The sequence below is a fragment of the Arenimonas sp. GDDSR-1 genome (assembly GCF_025980345.1).
In the GTDB taxonomy this organism is placed as follows: Bacteria; Pseudomonadota; Gammaproteobacteria; order Xanthomonadales; family Xanthomonadaceae; genus Arenimonas.
In genome coordinates this window covers 61,852-76,785 of record NZ_JAPDUI010000017.1, presented here as the reverse complement: position 1 = coordinate 76,785, position 14,934 = coordinate 61,852, and the positions used below count along the sequence as shown (strand labels likewise).

The 14,934-nt window shown below is 62.6% G+C and carries 12 protein-coding genes and 1 pseudogene; 4 read left to right on the top strand and 9 right to left on the bottom strand.

All coding sequences use genetic code 11. From position 1 onward, the window contains the following. From Q0W88_RS04675 to Q0W88_RS04665, 3 genes and pseudogenes are all read right to left on the bottom strand, one after another. Nucleotides 1-795 (bottom strand): TerB family tellurite resistance protein (locus tag Q0W88_RS04675; RefSeq protein ID WP_297800573.1); only part of this gene is annotated, 795 nt, incomplete at its 3' end. Between the two features lie 79 nt (nucleotides 796-874). Further along, complete coding sequence (locus Q0W88_RS04670) at nucleotides 875-1,342, bottom strand: copper chaperone PCu(A)C (protein WP_297800571.1); 468 nt, start codon at nucleotides 1,340-1,342, stop codon at nucleotides 875-877. Nucleotides 1,343-1,400: 58 nt separating this feature from the next. Next, nucleotides 1,401-2,151, bottom strand: a pseudogene (locus tag Q0W88_RS04665) (pteridine reductase). 73 nt (nucleotides 2,152-2,224) lie between these two features. On the opposite strand from Q0W88_RS04665, the gene Q0W88_RS04660 reads away from it, so the two are divergent. Then, complete coding sequence (locus Q0W88_RS04660) at nucleotides 2,225-3,403, top strand: SAM-dependent methyltransferase (protein ID WP_297800569.1); 1,179 nt, start codon at nucleotides 2,225-2,227, stop codon at nucleotides 3,401-3,403. Next, nucleotides 3,400-3,753 carry a VanZ family protein gene (locus tag Q0W88_RS04655; RefSeq protein ID WP_297800567.1) on the top strand — a complete coding sequence of 118 codons (354 nt, stop codon included), beginning with the start codon at nucleotides 3,400-3,402 and terminating at the stop codon, nucleotides 3,751-3,753. Before Q0W88_RS04660 ends, Q0W88_RS04655 begins: the two co-directional genes overlap by 4 nt. A 3-nt stretch (nucleotides 3,754-3,756) precedes the next feature. Here the strand turns inward: Q0W88_RS04655 and Q0W88_RS04650 are convergent, their stop codons facing one another. From Q0W88_RS04650 to Q0W88_RS04640, 3 genes are read right to left on the bottom strand one after another with little or no spacing between them, the layout of a single operon-like run. Continuing rightward, complete coding sequence (locus Q0W88_RS04650) at nucleotides 3,757-6,732, bottom strand: GGDEF domain-containing phosphodiesterase (protein ID WP_297800565.1); 2,976 nt, start codon at nucleotides 6,730-6,732, stop codon at nucleotides 3,757-3,759. Continuing rightward, nucleotides 6,733-7,953 carry a multifunctional CCA addition/repair protein gene (locus Q0W88_RS04645; RefSeq protein WP_297800562.1) on the bottom strand — a complete coding sequence of 407 codons (1,221 nt, stop codon included), beginning with the start codon at nucleotides 7,951-7,953 and terminating at the stop codon, nucleotides 6,733-6,735. Beyond that, nucleotides 7,950-9,935, bottom strand: coding sequence for a lytic transglycosylase domain-containing protein (locus tag Q0W88_RS04640; protein ID WP_297800560.1), 1,986 nt, complete (start codon nucleotides 9,933-9,935; stop codon nucleotides 7,950-7,952). Before Q0W88_RS04640 ends, Q0W88_RS04645 begins: the two co-directional genes overlap by 4 nt. 72 nt (nucleotides 9,936-10,007) lie before the next feature. On the opposite strand from Q0W88_RS04640, the gene Q0W88_RS04635 reads away from it, so the two are divergent. Continuing rightward, on the top strand, nucleotides 10,008-10,769 hold the full coding sequence (locus Q0W88_RS04635; RefSeq protein ID WP_297800558.1) for a sulfite exporter TauE/SafE family protein: 762 nt from the start codon (nucleotides 10,008-10,010) through the stop codon (nucleotides 10,767-10,769). 47 nt (nucleotides 10,770-10,816) lie between these two features. Next, nucleotides 10,817-12,625, top strand: a complete 1,809-nt coding sequence (locus Q0W88_RS04630) for a tetratricopeptide repeat-containing sulfotransferase family protein (protein WP_297800555.1) — start codon at nucleotides 10,817-10,819, stop codon at nucleotides 12,623-12,625. On the opposite strand, the gene Q0W88_RS04625 is transcribed toward Q0W88_RS04630, so the two are convergent. From Q0W88_RS04625 to Q0W88_RS04615, 3 genes are all read right to left on the bottom strand, one after another. Continuing rightward, complete coding sequence (locus tag Q0W88_RS04625; RefSeq protein ID WP_297800552.1) at nucleotides 12,603-13,364, bottom strand: endonuclease/exonuclease/phosphatase family protein; 762 nt, start codon at nucleotides 13,362-13,364, stop codon at nucleotides 12,603-12,605. The genes Q0W88_RS04630 and Q0W88_RS04625 overlap by 23 nt on opposite strands. 29 nt (nucleotides 13,365-13,393) lie before the next feature. Continuing rightward, on the bottom strand, nucleotides 13,394-14,041 hold the full coding sequence (locus Q0W88_RS04620; RefSeq protein WP_297800550.1) for a thiol:disulfide interchange protein DsbA/DsbL: 648 nt from the start codon (nucleotides 14,039-14,041) through the stop codon (nucleotides 13,394-13,396). A 77-nt stretch (nucleotides 14,042-14,118) separates the two neighbouring features. Then, nucleotides 14,119-14,889, bottom strand: coding sequence for a c-type cytochrome (locus Q0W88_RS04615; RefSeq protein WP_297800548.1), 771 nt, complete (start codon nucleotides 14,887-14,889; stop codon nucleotides 14,119-14,121). Between the last annotated feature and the right edge of the window lie 45 nt (nucleotides 14,890-14,934).

Sequence of the window (14,934 nt, the reverse complement as noted above, 5' to 3'; positions counted from 1 at the left end):
AATGCTGCGGCCATTGCCGTAATACTGCTGGGCGACTTTGCCCAGGGCATAGGTGGTGGCGAAGGAAAATGCCGCGCCGGTGGCCACGCTGCCCAGGCCGCCGAGCATGCCGCCGCCGACTTTGCCGAGCAGGCCGCCAAGTAGTTTGCGACCCATCTGTTCGACATATTGGCCGGTCAGTCCGACGCCGAGCGTGGCGGCGAAATCCTTGATGTGCTCACGGTCCAGCTCATAGCCATGGGCTTTGCCGATGCCGTACACCATCTTCATCTGCAAGGGCAGAATGGCCATGGAAGCCAAGGACTGCGGCAGCAGTTCCAGTGCGCCGTTGAGAATGGAATAATTCAGCACCGACTTATCCAGGGCTGCGTTATCGACGGATGGACCGGATTCCAGGGGCACGGCAACCAAGGGGGCCTCGGCCAGGGCGTCAGCCTTGTTGGCGAAGGATTGTGCCTGCGCGGCATCAATTTTCAATAGAACGCGCAGCGTTTCAAGAAAATCGTTCTCGGCCACGCTGCGCAAACCGTCGGCATCACAGACGCACACCGCCATTTCGTAGGCCAACTGACGGCTTTCATGGCTTTCCAGAAGGGCAGCGCTGTGTTCCAGGGTGCGCTGCTTCAGCAGCACGTCTTGGTAGAGCCCGGCCATGTTGATACTGCCGTCCGGCACCAGGTTTTCTGCGATCTGTTTGATCTGTTCGCGTTCCCGCGCATCCTTGCTGCCATCAGCGAAGGCGGCATGCAGGCTGATGGCGAGCAGGGCGTGTTGTTCCTGTGATGTCATGGTCATGCATCCGTCGTTGAGTTGTCCTCAGTGTCGGATAGCCCGGGTTAACCCGGTGTGAATACCGGTGGGGCAATGCTGTGCTTTAGTGCTTATGCGTAGAATCGGATGCTGCCACGGACGGCTGCTTGGCTGCGGTGAATTCAACAGCCCGTTTGCCGGCTTTCTCGAAAACCAGTGTGATGGTGACTTTCTGGCCCTCGGCAATCGGCTGTTTCGGTGCCATCAACATCAGGTGATAGCTGCCCGGTTTGAGTTGCACGCTCTGGCCGGCCGGAATGGCCAGACCTTCGGCCAGTTGGCGCATCTGCATGACCTCGCCGGCCATCTTCATTTCATGGATTTCAACACGTTCGGCAGCATCGCTGCTTGCCGAAACCAGGCGATCCGCGCTTTTTCCGGCATTTTGGATTACCACGAAACCGCCGGCAACCTTGGCGTTCGGCGGCGTGGCCCGGACCCAGGCATTGCTGAAAGCCAGGGAATCGGCAGCCTGTGCGCCGGTAATCAGACCCAGTGCGAGCAGTGATGAACTCAGGAAACGAAAGGACATGGCCGACTCCGAAAATATAAAGGTTTATTTTACCGCGCCATCAGCCATCGGATTTGATTCAACGCAATAAACGTCCGCCGTCCACGGCCAAAATCTGCCCCGTGCAGTAGGTCGCATCCTCGATCAGGAACCGGGCCGCTTTGCAGATGTCGGCGATATCGCCGATGCGGGCCAGCGGTGTGGCATCGAGGATGGCCTGCTTCTGGGCGTCGGATTTTCCGGATTCCGGCCAGAGAATGGCGCCCGGTGCGATGGCATTCACGCGCACCGCCGGGGCCAGTTCCAGTGCCAGGGATTGGGTCAGCATGCGCTGCGCTGCCTTGGCCATGCCATAGATGGTATGCGCCGGCTTCGGGCGTTCGGCGAAGATGTCGAGCAGGTTGACGATGCAGCCCTTCTGCCGTGCTAGATGCGGTGCGGCCGCCTGGCTCAGGAAAAAAGGGGCACGTGCATTGGCATCGAACAGGGCATCCCAGTCGGCATCGGTGCTGGCACCGACGGGTGTGGGAAAAAAACTGCTGGCGTTATTGATCAGCACATCCAGACGGCCGAAATGCGCTACGACAGCCGGTATCAGCGTGTCACGCTGCACCGGATTGCCGAGATCGGCCTGCAGGGCGATGGCGCTGTCCGGCCGGGCGTGGTTGAAGTCGGCGCACAGTGCCGCGGCCTCAGCGGCAGAGTTCTGGTAATGCAGGGCGACTCGGTAGCCGCGGCCATGCAGGTCGGCTGCCAGTGCCGCGCCGATGCGCCGCGCCGATGCGGCGGCCGGCACCGGTAATCAGGATCACGGCGGAATCATTCGTCATGAGCGGTACTCGGTTCAAAACAGGACACAGACAAGGTATCCTGAACGGGCATCAATGACCAGTGAAAGCCCGTATGGAATTGCCCCGCCCTTCCGAGGATGCGCTTGCCCACAGCGCGCGCCTGACCGACATCATCCATCAGGCCATCGCGCTCGAGCAGGGTGCAATCACTTTCGCGCGCTTCATGGAGCTGGCGCTTTACGCACCGGGTCTGGGCTACTACAGCGCCGGCGCGCGCAAATTCGGCGCCGAAGGCGACTTCGTGACCGCCCCCGAGCTCGGCGGCGGTTTTGCACATGCACTGGCCCACGCCGGTGCCGGCATTCTGGCGCAGCTCGACGGGGACGGCATCTGGTTCGAAATCGGTGCCGGCACCGGGGCGCTGGCCGCAAAAACCCTCAAGCGCCTGCAGCAGCTGGGCCGGCTTCCGTCCGAATACTGGATCCTCGAACCGAGCGCCGATCTGCGCGAGCGCCAACGCGAGCATCTGAAGGAGACCTTGACGCCGGAATTGTTCGCGCGCTGCCAATGGCTGGACGCACCGCCCGAACAGCCCTGGCAGGGCGTGCTGGTGGCCAATGAAGTCATCGATGCCTTGCCGACCACCCGCTTCATCAAGGAAGAGGGCGAGATTTACGAGGAGTGCGTGGCGCTGGATGCCCGACAGCAGTTCACCCGGGTGATGCGTCCGGCCGATGCGCTGGTCAGCGGCGCGGTGCGCCATCTTGAACGCTACCTGCAGCGCGAATTCGACGATGGCTACTGCTCGGAAGTGCTGCCGCAGCTGCCGTACTGGATCCAGGCCGTGGCCGGCACGCTGCGCCGCGGCGGCATGCTGTTCATCGATTACGGCTACCCGCGTCCGGAATTCTATCTGCCTGAGCGCGATGACGGCACCCTGATCTGCCATTACCGGCACCGTGCCCATGGCGATTATTTCGTCTGGCCCGGTCTGCAAGACCTGACCGCCTCGGTGGATTTCACGGCACTGGCCGAGGCCGGCACCGGCGCCGGTTTCCGTCTGGCCGGCTACTGCTCCCAGGCCAATTTCCTGCTCGCCAATGGCCTTGCGGATTACATTGCCGACTACGAGAGCGGCAGCGATGAAATCGCCCGCTACCGCGAAAGCCAGATGATCAAAAAATTGATTCTGCCCGGCGAGATGGGCGAGCGCTTCCAGTTCATGGGTTTTGCCAGGGACGTTGATTTCAGCGCCGCCTTCACCCAGGGCGATCTGAGCTACCGCCTGTGAATCCGTTGCGCTGGCCGCGCCTGTGGTTGGCGCTATGGCTTGCCGGCATGGCGATAGGCGCCTATCTGTCGCTGCGTGCCGGCATCATCCGTGATCCGGTCATTCCGCATCTGGATAAGCTCATTCATGCCGGAGGCTACGGCGGCTTGGCGGCCTTGGCCTGCGGCCTGTTCGCACCGGGGCGCGCTCGCGGCGCGGCGCTACTCTGGTTGCTTATTTTCAGCGGACTCATCGAGCTGGCGCAGGGCGCTTGGGCCGTCAACCGCCTGGCCGACCCCTGGGATTTGCTGGCCAACGCCTGCGGGATCGGTTTGGCGGCGGCGCTGTTTCGCCGTGACATGCGGAAATAGCCCTCAACGCCAGGCCGAGCGGTTTTCCCAGGACGGATCGGGACGCCAGGTTTTCATCCATTCCAGAAGTGCCGTGAACGGCATCGGCCGGGCAATGGCGTAGCCCTGGCCGTGCATGCAGCCGATTTCCAGCAGGATACGGCCATGTTCGAGCGTCTCCACGCCCTCGGCGATGACTTTGCGGTCGAGGCCGTGCGCCAGATCCAGAATGCCCTTGAGCAGGATCACGTCTTCGGGCCGCTCGGTGATGCCGCGCACGAAGCTCTGGTCGATTTTCAAGGTTTCGACGGGCAGCTTGCGCAGGTAGGTCAGCGATGAATAGCCGGTTCCGAAGTCGTCCAGCGAGAAGCTGACGCCGAATTCGGCACATTCACGGATGATCTCGAAAACACGGTCGAGATCGTCCAGAGCGCTGGTTTCCAGGATTTCCAATTCGAGATGGCAGCGTTGCTTGCAGCTGCAGTTGCCCAGCCGTACCCGCATGTGCTCGACGAAGTCGGCTTTCTCCAGATGCCGGGCCGAGATGTTGACGCTGATGGTCAGCGCCATGTCGTTCAGACGCAGGCGTCCACAGTCGATCAGGGCCTGGTCGATGACCCATTCCCCGAACGGCACTTCCAGTACGGTGCCTTCGATATCCGGCAGGAAGGCACCCGGCGGCAGAACGCCGCGATCCGGATGGTTCCAGCGCGCCAGCGCTTCAAGGCCGATGATTTCGCCGTTGGCCATGTTGACTTTCGGCTGGTAGTACAGCTCGAACTCGCCGTCGGCGAGACCCTTTCTGGCGCGTTCGAGATTTTCGTTGTGCGTGCGCAGGTCGTGATCATAGGCCTGGTCGAAGATCTGGAAGCGGTTGCGGCCGGCTTGCTTGGCGTGATACATGGCTTGATCGGCCTGGCGCAGCAGCTGCTCGCCGTCATACTCGAGCGCCTGCGGGAAGAAGGTGACACCGACGCTGGCGCTGACCTGCAATGAAAAATCGCCGAACGGTATGGGCGTGGCGATGCTGGCCAGAATCCGGTTGATGACCGGCAGCGATTCCTGTTCGCCGCTCAATCCGGTGATGACCGCCACGAATTCATCGCCGCCCAGGCGCGCCACCGTTTCGTGCGCGCGCAGGCAGCTGGTGATGCGTTCGGCGATGGTGATCAGCACATGGTCGCCGGCTTCGTGGCCGTACTCGTCATTCACTTCCTTGAAACCGTCGAGGTCGATGAAGGCAATCCCCAGTTTCATGTCATCACGCTGGGATTTCGACATTTCCAGCTGCAGCCGGTCGGTCAGCAGGACGCGGTTCGGCAGCCCGGTCAGTCCGTCGTAATAGGCATTGTGCTCCAGCTGGCGCTGTTGTTCTTTCTGCACGCTGATGTCGGTGAACAAACCGATGTAATTGACGGGATTGCCGGAAGCGTCCATGACGGTGCTGATCGCCAGCAGTTCCGGATAGACATCGCCGGATTTGCGCCGGTTCCAGATTTCGCCGGTCCAGTAGTGGTCGTTTTTTAGTTTTCCCCACATCAGTTCGTAGAATTCGCGGCCGTGTCGGCCGGAGCTGAAGTGCCCCGGAGTTTTGCCGATGACTTCCTCACGGGTGTAACCGGTGATTTTGCTGAAGGCGGCATTGGTTTCGATGATGCGCGCGTTGGTGTCGGTGATGATGATGCCTTCATGGGCGCTGGTGAACACGCTGGCGAACAGCTGCAGCTGCTGCTCAGCCAGCATCTGACGGGTAATCAGCTGACAGGTGCCCAAGGCACGTACGGCGGTACCTTCGGCATCGCGCTCGAATTCCGCGCGTTCGCGCACCCAGCGCTCCTGCCCGTTGACGATAATCCGGTGCCGGACATCATAGGCGTCGCCCTTCAGCGCCGCCTGCCAGGCTTTTTCAACCGCATTCCGGTCTTCAGAATGGATATGCTCGAAGAATAGGGATAAAGTCATCTGGGTATTTTTGTCGATACCGAAGATGGCATAGATTTCCTCGCTCCATTCAACATTGCCGCTTGCGATGTCCAGCGACCAGCTGCCGATGCGTGCAACCCGCTGGGCCCGCCGGAAGTCTTCCAGGGTGCGCTGCAGCTCGGCATTCAGATGTTCCTTGGTCCTGCGGCTCTCGATCAGCTGCTGGTGGGATGTGGCCAGTTTCGAAAGGATCCCGAAGCTGCCTTCGGTGTAGCGGTACAGCATCGGATCGACGTTGTCGTCATTGAGGCGGGCTATTGCTTCGAAGACGCTACCAACAGAACCGCCCATCAGCTTATGCAGGTCTCGATTAATCAGCCAGATGTTCAGCAAAAAAAGAAGCGCCAGAAAACCAAATAGGTAGCGAAGGTTAAGGGCCGTTTGCTTGGCTGCCAAAATTTTTGCTATTTTCCGCCGCTCAACGCGGTCATTGAAAGTTTTGATATTCCATAAAATCAATGCCTTGTCGTTCTGGTAGCCGCGGCTGTACAGTAAGTCAATGGCTGGATGATGGCGGGTATCGGTTACACCTGTTCCGGACTCCACCAGGTCCATGGCAGTTTGCTCTAAATCAGAAAGATTATCCGAAAGAATTTTAGCTTTATTCAAAAACGCAAAATCATCCGCGACAAATCCTGCGTTGCGCATCTTTTGTAGTAGCGAGATATTATTTTGAGCCAGCTTAGACCGCAATTCCGGATTCGGAGACCAATAGTAGTTGTCATTATCCAGCGAAACCGCGAAGCCGCCCTCTATGGCACGAAGAGCCTCGTCGTAAGTTTCGCGGAATCGTAAATCGCCGGTCACCACATAACTGCGCGCCAAGCGGGTGAGGTTCTCCGAAGACTCCATGAGTTCGCGTGACAGATGCAGACTATTGATGCGCTCATCGTTGGCGTGGTCGACCTCGAGCTCGGCCTCGATATAGAATCCGAAGGTGATGCCGATAGCAACCAACAGCAGCACACCCGTCCAGAGCCCGCGTACCACCGGATTGTTGAGTATCTGCTTGACCACTCAGGCCTCCTTGGCCATGGCGATGGCGGCAATGCGGGCGGTACGCAAGGCATCCCCCAGCGCCGGCCCGCTCAGGTTTCCGGAGAGCTGTCCGGCCTTCACCGAACAGGCCGCCGAGAAACAACGTTGCAGCAGTTGTCCATTGCTGTAGATGCTGTCGGTCATGCCCAGTCGGCCACGCTTATCAGCCTCGCATATCAGCGCCAGCTGTGCAACCCGCTCCGGTCGGCGGAAGCCGTCAATCCGGGCGAGCAGATCGTGAATGGTTTCCGGCCGCAGTTCCTGCAGGCGGTGGATGTTCAGATGTTCGCGGCAGGCATGCGCAGCCATGGCGGCATAGTCGCCGGGTACTTTCCAGCGGGTGCACACGGCCTGCACCGGCACCAGTCCGTGATGTTCATGGGCGATGTGTTTCGGCCATTGCCCGGCCGGCGTCAGGCCTTTGCCCAGATCGTGCACGAGCGCGGCGAATCCGATCAATGCATCGCCGGGCGCCAGGCGTGCGGCCATGTCGCAGACCATTTCCACATGCCGGCCGGTATCGATTTCGGGGTGGTATTCGGGGCGTTGCGGAATGCCATACAGCACATCCACTTCCGGCAACAGCACCGCCAGTGCGCCGCAGGCGCGGAGCGTCTGCAGAAAGGCCGAGGGCGAAGCACTGCAGAGCGCGGCGCGGACTTCCTGCCAGATCCGCTCCGGCACCAAATGATCGACTTCGCCGGCCGCCACCATGTCCCGCATCAGCGCCAGGGTTTCCGGCGCCACGGAAAAGCCAAGCGCGGCAAAGCGTGCCATGAAGCGCGCCGCCCGCAGAATCCGTACCGGATCTTCGGCGAAGGCCGGCGACACATGCCGCAGCACGCGGGCCTGCAGATCGGCCTGGCCATGGAACGGGTCGATCAGCGTGCCGTCGGCATCGCGGGCGATGGCGTTGATGGTGAAGTCCCGCCGCGCCAGATCCTGCTCGAGGGTCACGCCCGCATCGGCATGGAACACGAAGCCTTTGTAGCCGGGTGCGGTTTTGCGTTCGGTGCGCGCCAATGCGTATTCTTCGCCGCTGCGCGGATGCAGGAATACCGGAAAGTCGGCACCGACCGGACGGAAGCCCGCCGCCGCCATCGACTCCGGCGTCTCGCCGACCACCACCCAGTCGCGGTCGCCCGGAGCCAAGCCGAGCAGGGCATCGCGTACCGCACCGCCGACCAGATAGGCGTTCACCGCGGCTTCTTCTTTTTCGCCGCCGGGGCTTTCGGCGCTGCCGGCACCGGACAGCGCAGCGGTACCGGCGTGTAGCCGGGACTGAAATCACCGGCCAAGCGGCGGCTGATCGGCACCACCGGCTGCTTCAGCCGCCAGTCGTAAATGACGCTGAATGACAGCACGCGCGGAATGTATTCCCGGGTTTCCTTGTAGGGAACGGTTTCAATCCAGAAGTCGGGATCCAGTGTGCCGCGCGCGGCCAGCCAACGGTTTACCGCCGTCGGACCTGCGTTATAGGCACCGATGGCCTGATAGGCCTTGCCGTCGTAGGTGTCGATGACGTCACGCAGCGCGCCGGCGCCGAGCAGGATGTTGACCTCGGGCCGGTACAGCGACTCGGGGCCCTGCCAGGCGATGCCGTTGCGCACGGCAATGGTTTCGGCGGTGGAGGGCAACAGCTGCAGCAGGCCGCGGGCATTGGCGCTGGAGGTCACGTCCGGCATGAAGATGCTTTCGGCGCGCGCATGCGCGGTCAGCCAGGCGCGGTCCAGGCCGAATCGTGCGGCGGCGGCGCTGAAATCGCCGGAATACGGCGTGGCGAAACGCAGGCCGTAATAGCGCTGGTTGAGTTCGTTGGCCTCCAGCGAAAACACCGCGCGGTCGTACCAGCCGATGTCCTGCGCCATGGCCACCGCCTCGCGCTGCTGCTCCGCATCGAGCAGCTTGAATGCGGCATTCCATTCCCAGATGGCATAGTTGGCTTCGCCCAATTGCCAGAGCCAGAGCGCGCGCATCAGTCCGGGGTTGCCGGTGTGCAGTGCCGCGCGGTCTTTGGCCGGCATGCGCTGCTCGAGCGGGCAGAAGCTGTAGTCGGCACCGAGCCGGTCGGCCGCCAGCCAGCCGTGGAAGTTCGCGGATTTGGCGGCCGCGCCATACAGCGGCAGCGCCTCGCTGCGCCGTCCCAGACGCTCGAGCACGCGGCCTTTGAAATACTGCCAACGCGCTTCCTGCTGCTGCGCCGGCAGCAGCTGGTCGAACGCGGCCAGCGTCAGGCGGTCGTCGTTCGCGCTGAACCGGTAGCGCAGGTACCATTCGCGCAGATTGGCGCTGCGTACCGCTTCCGGCAAGGCGCTGTAGCGGGCCTCGGCTTCCGGAAGGTAGTTCACCAAAGACCACAGCGCGATCTCCTGTCGGAGCGCATTGCCCTGTTCCGGGGTGAAAGCAATACTGCCGCTGTTGGCATTCACGGTTTTTTCGGCCAAGCCCGGATCTTTGCGGGCCATGGCGGTATAACTTTTCTGCAGCACGCGCGCCGTGCGCGCATCGCGCGGCAGTCCGGCGGGATCGGCGGAGGGATCGTTCAGCACGCTCCGGTAGCGGTTGGCCAATGCGGCGTCGTCCGCGGACATGACGGCAATGACTTCTGCAAGCCGCGACTCGGCATCGTCGGCCAGCAGCCGGTCGAAGCGCTGCCATGCCGCGCTACTGTCGATCGTCGCGGTGCCGGCAAGGGCATCGAACACCGCACTGCAGTAGGCCGGCGCTTTGCTTTCACCGCGCCACAGTGCAAGCGCGCTTTTTTGCCATGCCGCGTCCCGCCGTGCCGGGTCCACGGCCAAAAGCTGCACGCAGGTGCTGCCGATGCCGCTGTCCGGATAGGCACTCAGCCATTGCGCGGCCGCCGGCCAATCCTGACGCCGGATCAGTTCATTGCGCCATTGCCCGATCAGCCAGGCCGTGGAGGCATCCTGCGGATTGCTGCGGATCAGGGCCAGCGGCGCGGAATTGGCCGCAATGCCCTGTTTGAATTGAATGGCATCCAACCACGGCAGCAAGGGATTGCGTTGCAGTGCACGACGTTGCGTTTCGGACAGCGTTCCGGATTTGGCGGCGGCGAAGGCCGCGCGCAGTTCGCCGTCCTGCGGCGGCCCGGATGCCGCCACGGGGTGTGCGGCGACGGCGACTATAATGGCCAAAAGGGCGTGGTGCTTCCAATGCATCGCGGAATTCCGATAAAGACAGCACTAAAGGGTAAGCATATGGCGGCTTGGTGGATATATCCAGTCTTGGGCGTGGCTGCCGGCCTCCTTTCGGGGCTGCTGGGTATCGGCGGCGGTCTGTTGCTGGTGGGGGCGTTGATTCTTTTGCTGCCTGCACAGGGTGTGCCTGCAGAGGCGATCGTTCCGGTGGCCTTGGCCAGTTCGCTGGCCAGCATCATCCTGACCGGCGCGTCATCGGCCTATGCGCATCAGAAACGCGGCGCGGTGCTTTGGCAGACCGTAGCCTGGCTGACCCCCGGCATGATGCTCGGCGCGGCACTGGCCGGCTACGGGGTGGTGCAATGGGCCGGAGCGGGACTGCGCTGGGCGGTCGTGGCCTATTGCCTGCTGGTGGCGCTGCAGCTGCTCGCGAACTGGCCGAGAGCAGTCACTACTGAAGCCCGGAGCATCATCGGCTGGCCGTGGACCCTGGCCGGTGTGGGAATCGGTGCGGTTTCCGCCGTGGTCGGCATCGGCGGCGGCAGCATGACAGTGCCGGCGCTGATCTGGCGCGGCGTGCCGGCGGTGAAGGCGGTAGCGACTTCGGCCGTGTGCGGCGTTTTCATCGCCTTGGCTGCCGCCATGACCTATAGCCGGATGCCCGCCCCGTCGGCCATGCCGGAATACAGCCTCGGTTATGTGTATTTGCCGGCGGCAATCGGTGTTGCGCTGACCTCGGTTCTGTTCGCGCCCTTGGGCGCACGCTGGGCGCACCGCCTGCCGGCAGCTGCCCTGAAGCGCCTGTTTGCCGTTTTCCTGATGCTGATGGCCTTTGTGCTGGCGCTGAAATCCTGATCTGCGGCTCTTGCTAGAATGACGCATGCAAATCCAGCGGAACGGCAATGACCACAGTTGAACAGTACCTCACGGCAGCGGAACAGACCCTGCACCAGGGCCGGTCGCCGTTGCCGCTGTTGGAAGCCGCGCTGGTGGCTTTTCCCGAGCATCCCGATGTCCTGAGTCGGCTGGCGGTCGACGCCTATCAGCGCGGCGCGATGCCGGAAGCCATCGCTTATTTCGAAAGGGCATTGGCGGCCGCCGAAACGCCCGGCAACCGCTGCAATCTGGCCATGGCCCTGTGTGATGACGGCCGGTTCGCCGCGGCGCTGGCGGTCATCCGGCTGATTTCCGAACAGCTGCCCGAAGATCCGGTAATCCAATTCACGGCGGCGCGGGCATGGCGTGGTACCGGCGATGCCGACCGCGCATGGCAGGCGATCACCCGGGCGTTGGCCACCGCGCCGGACGATGCCGACTTCCGCCTGCTGCGTGCCCAGATCGCCGTCGATCAGGATCACTGGGACAGTGCCCTGAGCGATCTCGATGCCGTATCGCCCCAGCGGCTTTCGCCGTTCCAGCATTTCCGTCTGTGCGGGCTGCTGATGCAGACCGGACAATTCACCCGCGCGCTGCCGGAATACCGGGCTCTGGTCGGGCGTGCGCCCGGTTATGCCGAGGCCTGGCTGGGGTTGGCGGGCGCGTGCGAGCGCGCGAATGACCTGGAGGGCATGCAGGATGCGCTGACCCGGGTGCAGGCCCTGCGGCTGAATCCGGCGCAACAGGCCGGAGTCAGCCAGATGCAGGGCAAGCTGGCGTCCCGCCGGAACGACAACGATACGGCCTGCCGGTTTCTCGGCGCGGCTTTCGAAGCCGAGGTTCCCGATCCGCTGTGGAAAAGCCAGGTCGGATTCGATTACGGACAATCCCTGGACAAAGTCGGCCGCCATGCCGAAGCCTGGCAGGCCTTCAATGCCGCACATGCGATCCGCAACCGGATCAAGGCCGATGCCGCCGGGGACCGCCAGGCCCTGGATTTCTTTACCCTGCTGCGCGCACCGGTGAGCGGGCATTGGCCTGCGCTGGCCGCACCGGCCGATCAGCGGCCCGACCCGGTATTCGTGGTCGGCTTTCCGCGTTCGGGCACCACCTTGCTGGAGCAGATTCTCGATGCCCGCGACGGACTGGTGTCCTTCGACGAGCAGCCCTATCTGCCGAAAACCCTGCTGGCTCTGCAGCAGGCCGGCATCGATTATCCGGCCGGCCTCGATGCGCTGGATGCGGATGTCCGGCAACGGCTGCGCGATTATTACTTCACGCAGACCGAAGCGCGCGTTCCCGTGCCGGGCAATCGCCGCCTGGTCGACAAGAATCCGCTCAACTGGGCGCGACTGCCGCTGATCCGCGCCGTGTTTCCCCAGTCGCGGATCATCCTTGCCCTGCGTCATCCCTGCGATGTCATCCTGAGCTGTTACATGCAGAATCTGCGTTCGACGGTGCTCGGCGGCGCGTTTTCCGACTTCGGCAGCATTGCCGATCTGTATATCGCGATGGCGGAATACTGGCAGGCCTTGCAGCCGAAGCTCGATCTGCCGGTGTTGGTGTCGCGCTACGAGAATCTGGTCCAGGATCCGGAACGCAGTACCCGTGAGATCGCGGCCTTCCTTGATCTGCCCTGGGATGCCGATTGGCTCGATAACAGCACGCATGCCCGCAGCAAGGCCATCATCCATACGCCGAGTTATGCCCAGGTGCTGCAGCCGCTGAATACCAAAGCCCTGGGGCGCTGGCGGTACTACCGCCCGTATTTTGATGCGGCGGTCATGGCGCGGCTGGAGCCGGCGATATCGCTCATGGGCTATACGCTGGATTGAGTTCCGGCAATTCGAGGTCCAGCGCAATCGCCAGATGGTCGGAGCCGGCGGCGATATGGGTCTGGTACTGGCTGCTGGCCATGCCGCCGACCAGAATATGATCAATGGGGCGTTTCGCCGCCCAGCTCGGAAATGTGGGCAGACTGATCTGCGGCGGTGCCAGACTGGTGAACTGGAACAGTCGGCTCATTTCCGGCGCCAGCAGATCGCAGTTGAAATCCCCCATCAGCACCAGCCGCGGCCGGTCGGCCAGCAGTTCGGCGAGATAGGCGATCTGCACCCGGCGGGCACTGGCGCTGAGCGACAGGTGCGTGACCGCGATATGCCAGGGCAGCCCCTCATTGGCGAATTCCGCCAGCAGCACGCCGCGTCCGGGAATCCGGCTGGGCAGCACGAAATGTTCGATCTTGGACGGTTGCAGGCGCGACAGCAGCGCGTTGCCGGAGCCGGCGAAGCGGCTGATGCGGCGGGTGGCCTGGTGTGAGCTGAACGGAAATCCGGCTTTTTCCGCCAGATAATCCGATTGGTTGGCAAACCCGGAGCGCAGACTGCCCGGATCGCATTCCTGCAGACCGACCACATCGAAGGGCGCATAGGTCTGGGCCAGGGCATCGAGATTGCCGCGTTTGCCGTTCGGAAAAACATGCGACCACGAACGCGTCACATACTCGCTGTACGCCCGGGTGGTGGAGCCGGCCTGGATGTTGCTGCTGAGGAGTTTGATCCGACGCTCGGTCATGGACGGCCCCGCCGGAGCGGGGCAGGTACTTATTTTTTTGCGGGGGCTGCAGGCAGCGCGGCGCGCTCCTTGGCGATCAGGTATTCGGCGACCTTGAGCGATTCTTCGTGCGATTTGGCGGTGATCCGGTATTTGCCGTTGACGATCAGGGTCGGCGTGCCGTTGACGCCGGCGCGTTGCGCGAACTGACGGGCACGGTTGAGCTTGCCCGAAACCGTGGTACCGTTCATCACGCTCAGGATTTTCGCGCGGTCGACGCCGAGACCGGCATAGACATCGGCGAATTCCTCGACGCTGGCGGTCTTCACTTTTTTGTCGATGAACACGGCCTTGAACACGGCATCGTGGGTGCGTTCTTGCACTTTCAGGGCTTCAGCGGCGAAAAAGGCACGTGCGCCGTTGTCCCAGATGCCGCCGAAAGCAGCCGGAACATAGCGGAACTTGACGTCGGCCGCCAGGGTTTTCTTCCAGTTGTTGACCAACGGCTGGAACTGCGCGCAGTGGATGCAGGTGTAACCGAACACTTCCGCGACTTCGATGCCGCCGGTGCCCCAGGTGGGTTGCGCCGGATTCAGCACGACATAATCCTTGCCGGCGACCGGCACGCCGGCCTTCAATTGGGCGCCGACGGCAAGCGGGGCGAGCAGCAGCAGACTGAAAACAAGACGACGGATCATGATTACTCCTTTGGGGAAAAACAAAGCCGATAACATCAGGATGCTATCGGCTTGCTGAACGGATGCTGTCAGGGGGCTTACTTCGCGGCGGGTTTGGCGGCCTTGTGCAGGCCCTGCAGGTAGGTGGCCAGACCCTGGATTTCTTCATCGCTCAGGCCTTTGGCGGCCTGCGACATGATGACATTGGCGTTTTTGTCCTTGCCCCACACGGTGCCGGCGCGGAATTCATTTAGACGCAGGCTGATGTATTCGGCATGCTGGCCGCCGAGTGCGGGGTAGGTCGGGCCCGGCATACCGGCGCCGGCCGGGCCGTGGCAGGCCATGCAGGCGGGTACGCCGCTGGCGGTGTTGCCGGAGCGGTAGATTTTCTCACCGACCTGGTAGAACTTCTTGCCGGCATTCGGGCCTTGGGCGATCACGGTTTCGTCGGCAAGGCCGGCGATGACTTTCTGCTGCCCGAAGTAGGCGCCGATATCGCGCATGTCCTGCTCGGTCAGTGCTGCGGCCATGCCGAGCATGATGGGGTTGTTGCGTTCGCCGGACTTGTACATTTTCAGCTGGCGCCAGATGTATTGTTCGTGCTGGCCGGCCAGTTTCGGATACAGCGCGGCGGCGGCATTGCCATCCACGCCATGGCAGGCGGCGCAGGCGCCGGCCTTGGCTTGACCGGCTTTCGGATCACCGGGTTTGACCGGGCCGGTGTCCACGGCGACAACCGGTGCCGGCGCGGCAACCGCTGCGGCATCAGCCGGGGCGGCCTCCGGAGTAGCCGGAGCGACAGCCTGTTGGGCAATGGCGCCGGTGAAAACCAAGGCGGTGCTCAGGACGAGGAGGTGGGAGAGCTTCATTGAGACTCCGAAAGCAAAAAAGTGGATTAAGCGTCGGGCATGCCC

Excerpts from the sequence above, each read along its gene's own strand:
- Q0W88_RS04620 (WP_297800550.1), bottom strand. The coding sequence starts at position 14,041 with ATGATCCGTCGTCTTGTTTTCAGTCTGCTGCTGCTCGCCCCGCTTGCC.
- Q0W88_RS04670 (WP_297800571.1), bottom strand. The coding sequence starts at position 1,342 with ATGTCCTTTCGTTTCCTGAGTTCATCACTGCTCGCACTGGGTCTGATT.
- Q0W88_RS04660 (WP_297800569.1), top strand. The coding sequence starts at position 2,225 with ATGGAATTGCCCCGCCCTTCCGAGGATGCGCTTGCCCACAGCGCGCGC.
- Q0W88_RS04625 (WP_297800552.1), bottom strand. The coding sequence starts at position 13,364 with ATGACCGAGCGTCGGATCAAACTCCTCAGCAGCAACATCCAGGCCGGC.
- Q0W88_RS04640 (WP_297800560.1), bottom strand. The coding sequence starts at position 9,935 with ATGCATTGGAAGCACCACGCCCTTTTGGCCATTATAGTCGCCGTCGCC.
- Q0W88_RS04615 (WP_297800548.1), bottom strand. The coding sequence starts at position 14,889 with ATGAAGCTCTCCCACCTCCTCGTCCTGAGCACCGCCTTGGTTTTCACC.
- Q0W88_RS04630 (WP_297800555.1), top strand. The coding sequence starts at position 10,817 with ATGACCACAGTTGAACAGTACCTCACGGCAGCGGAACAGACCCTGCAC.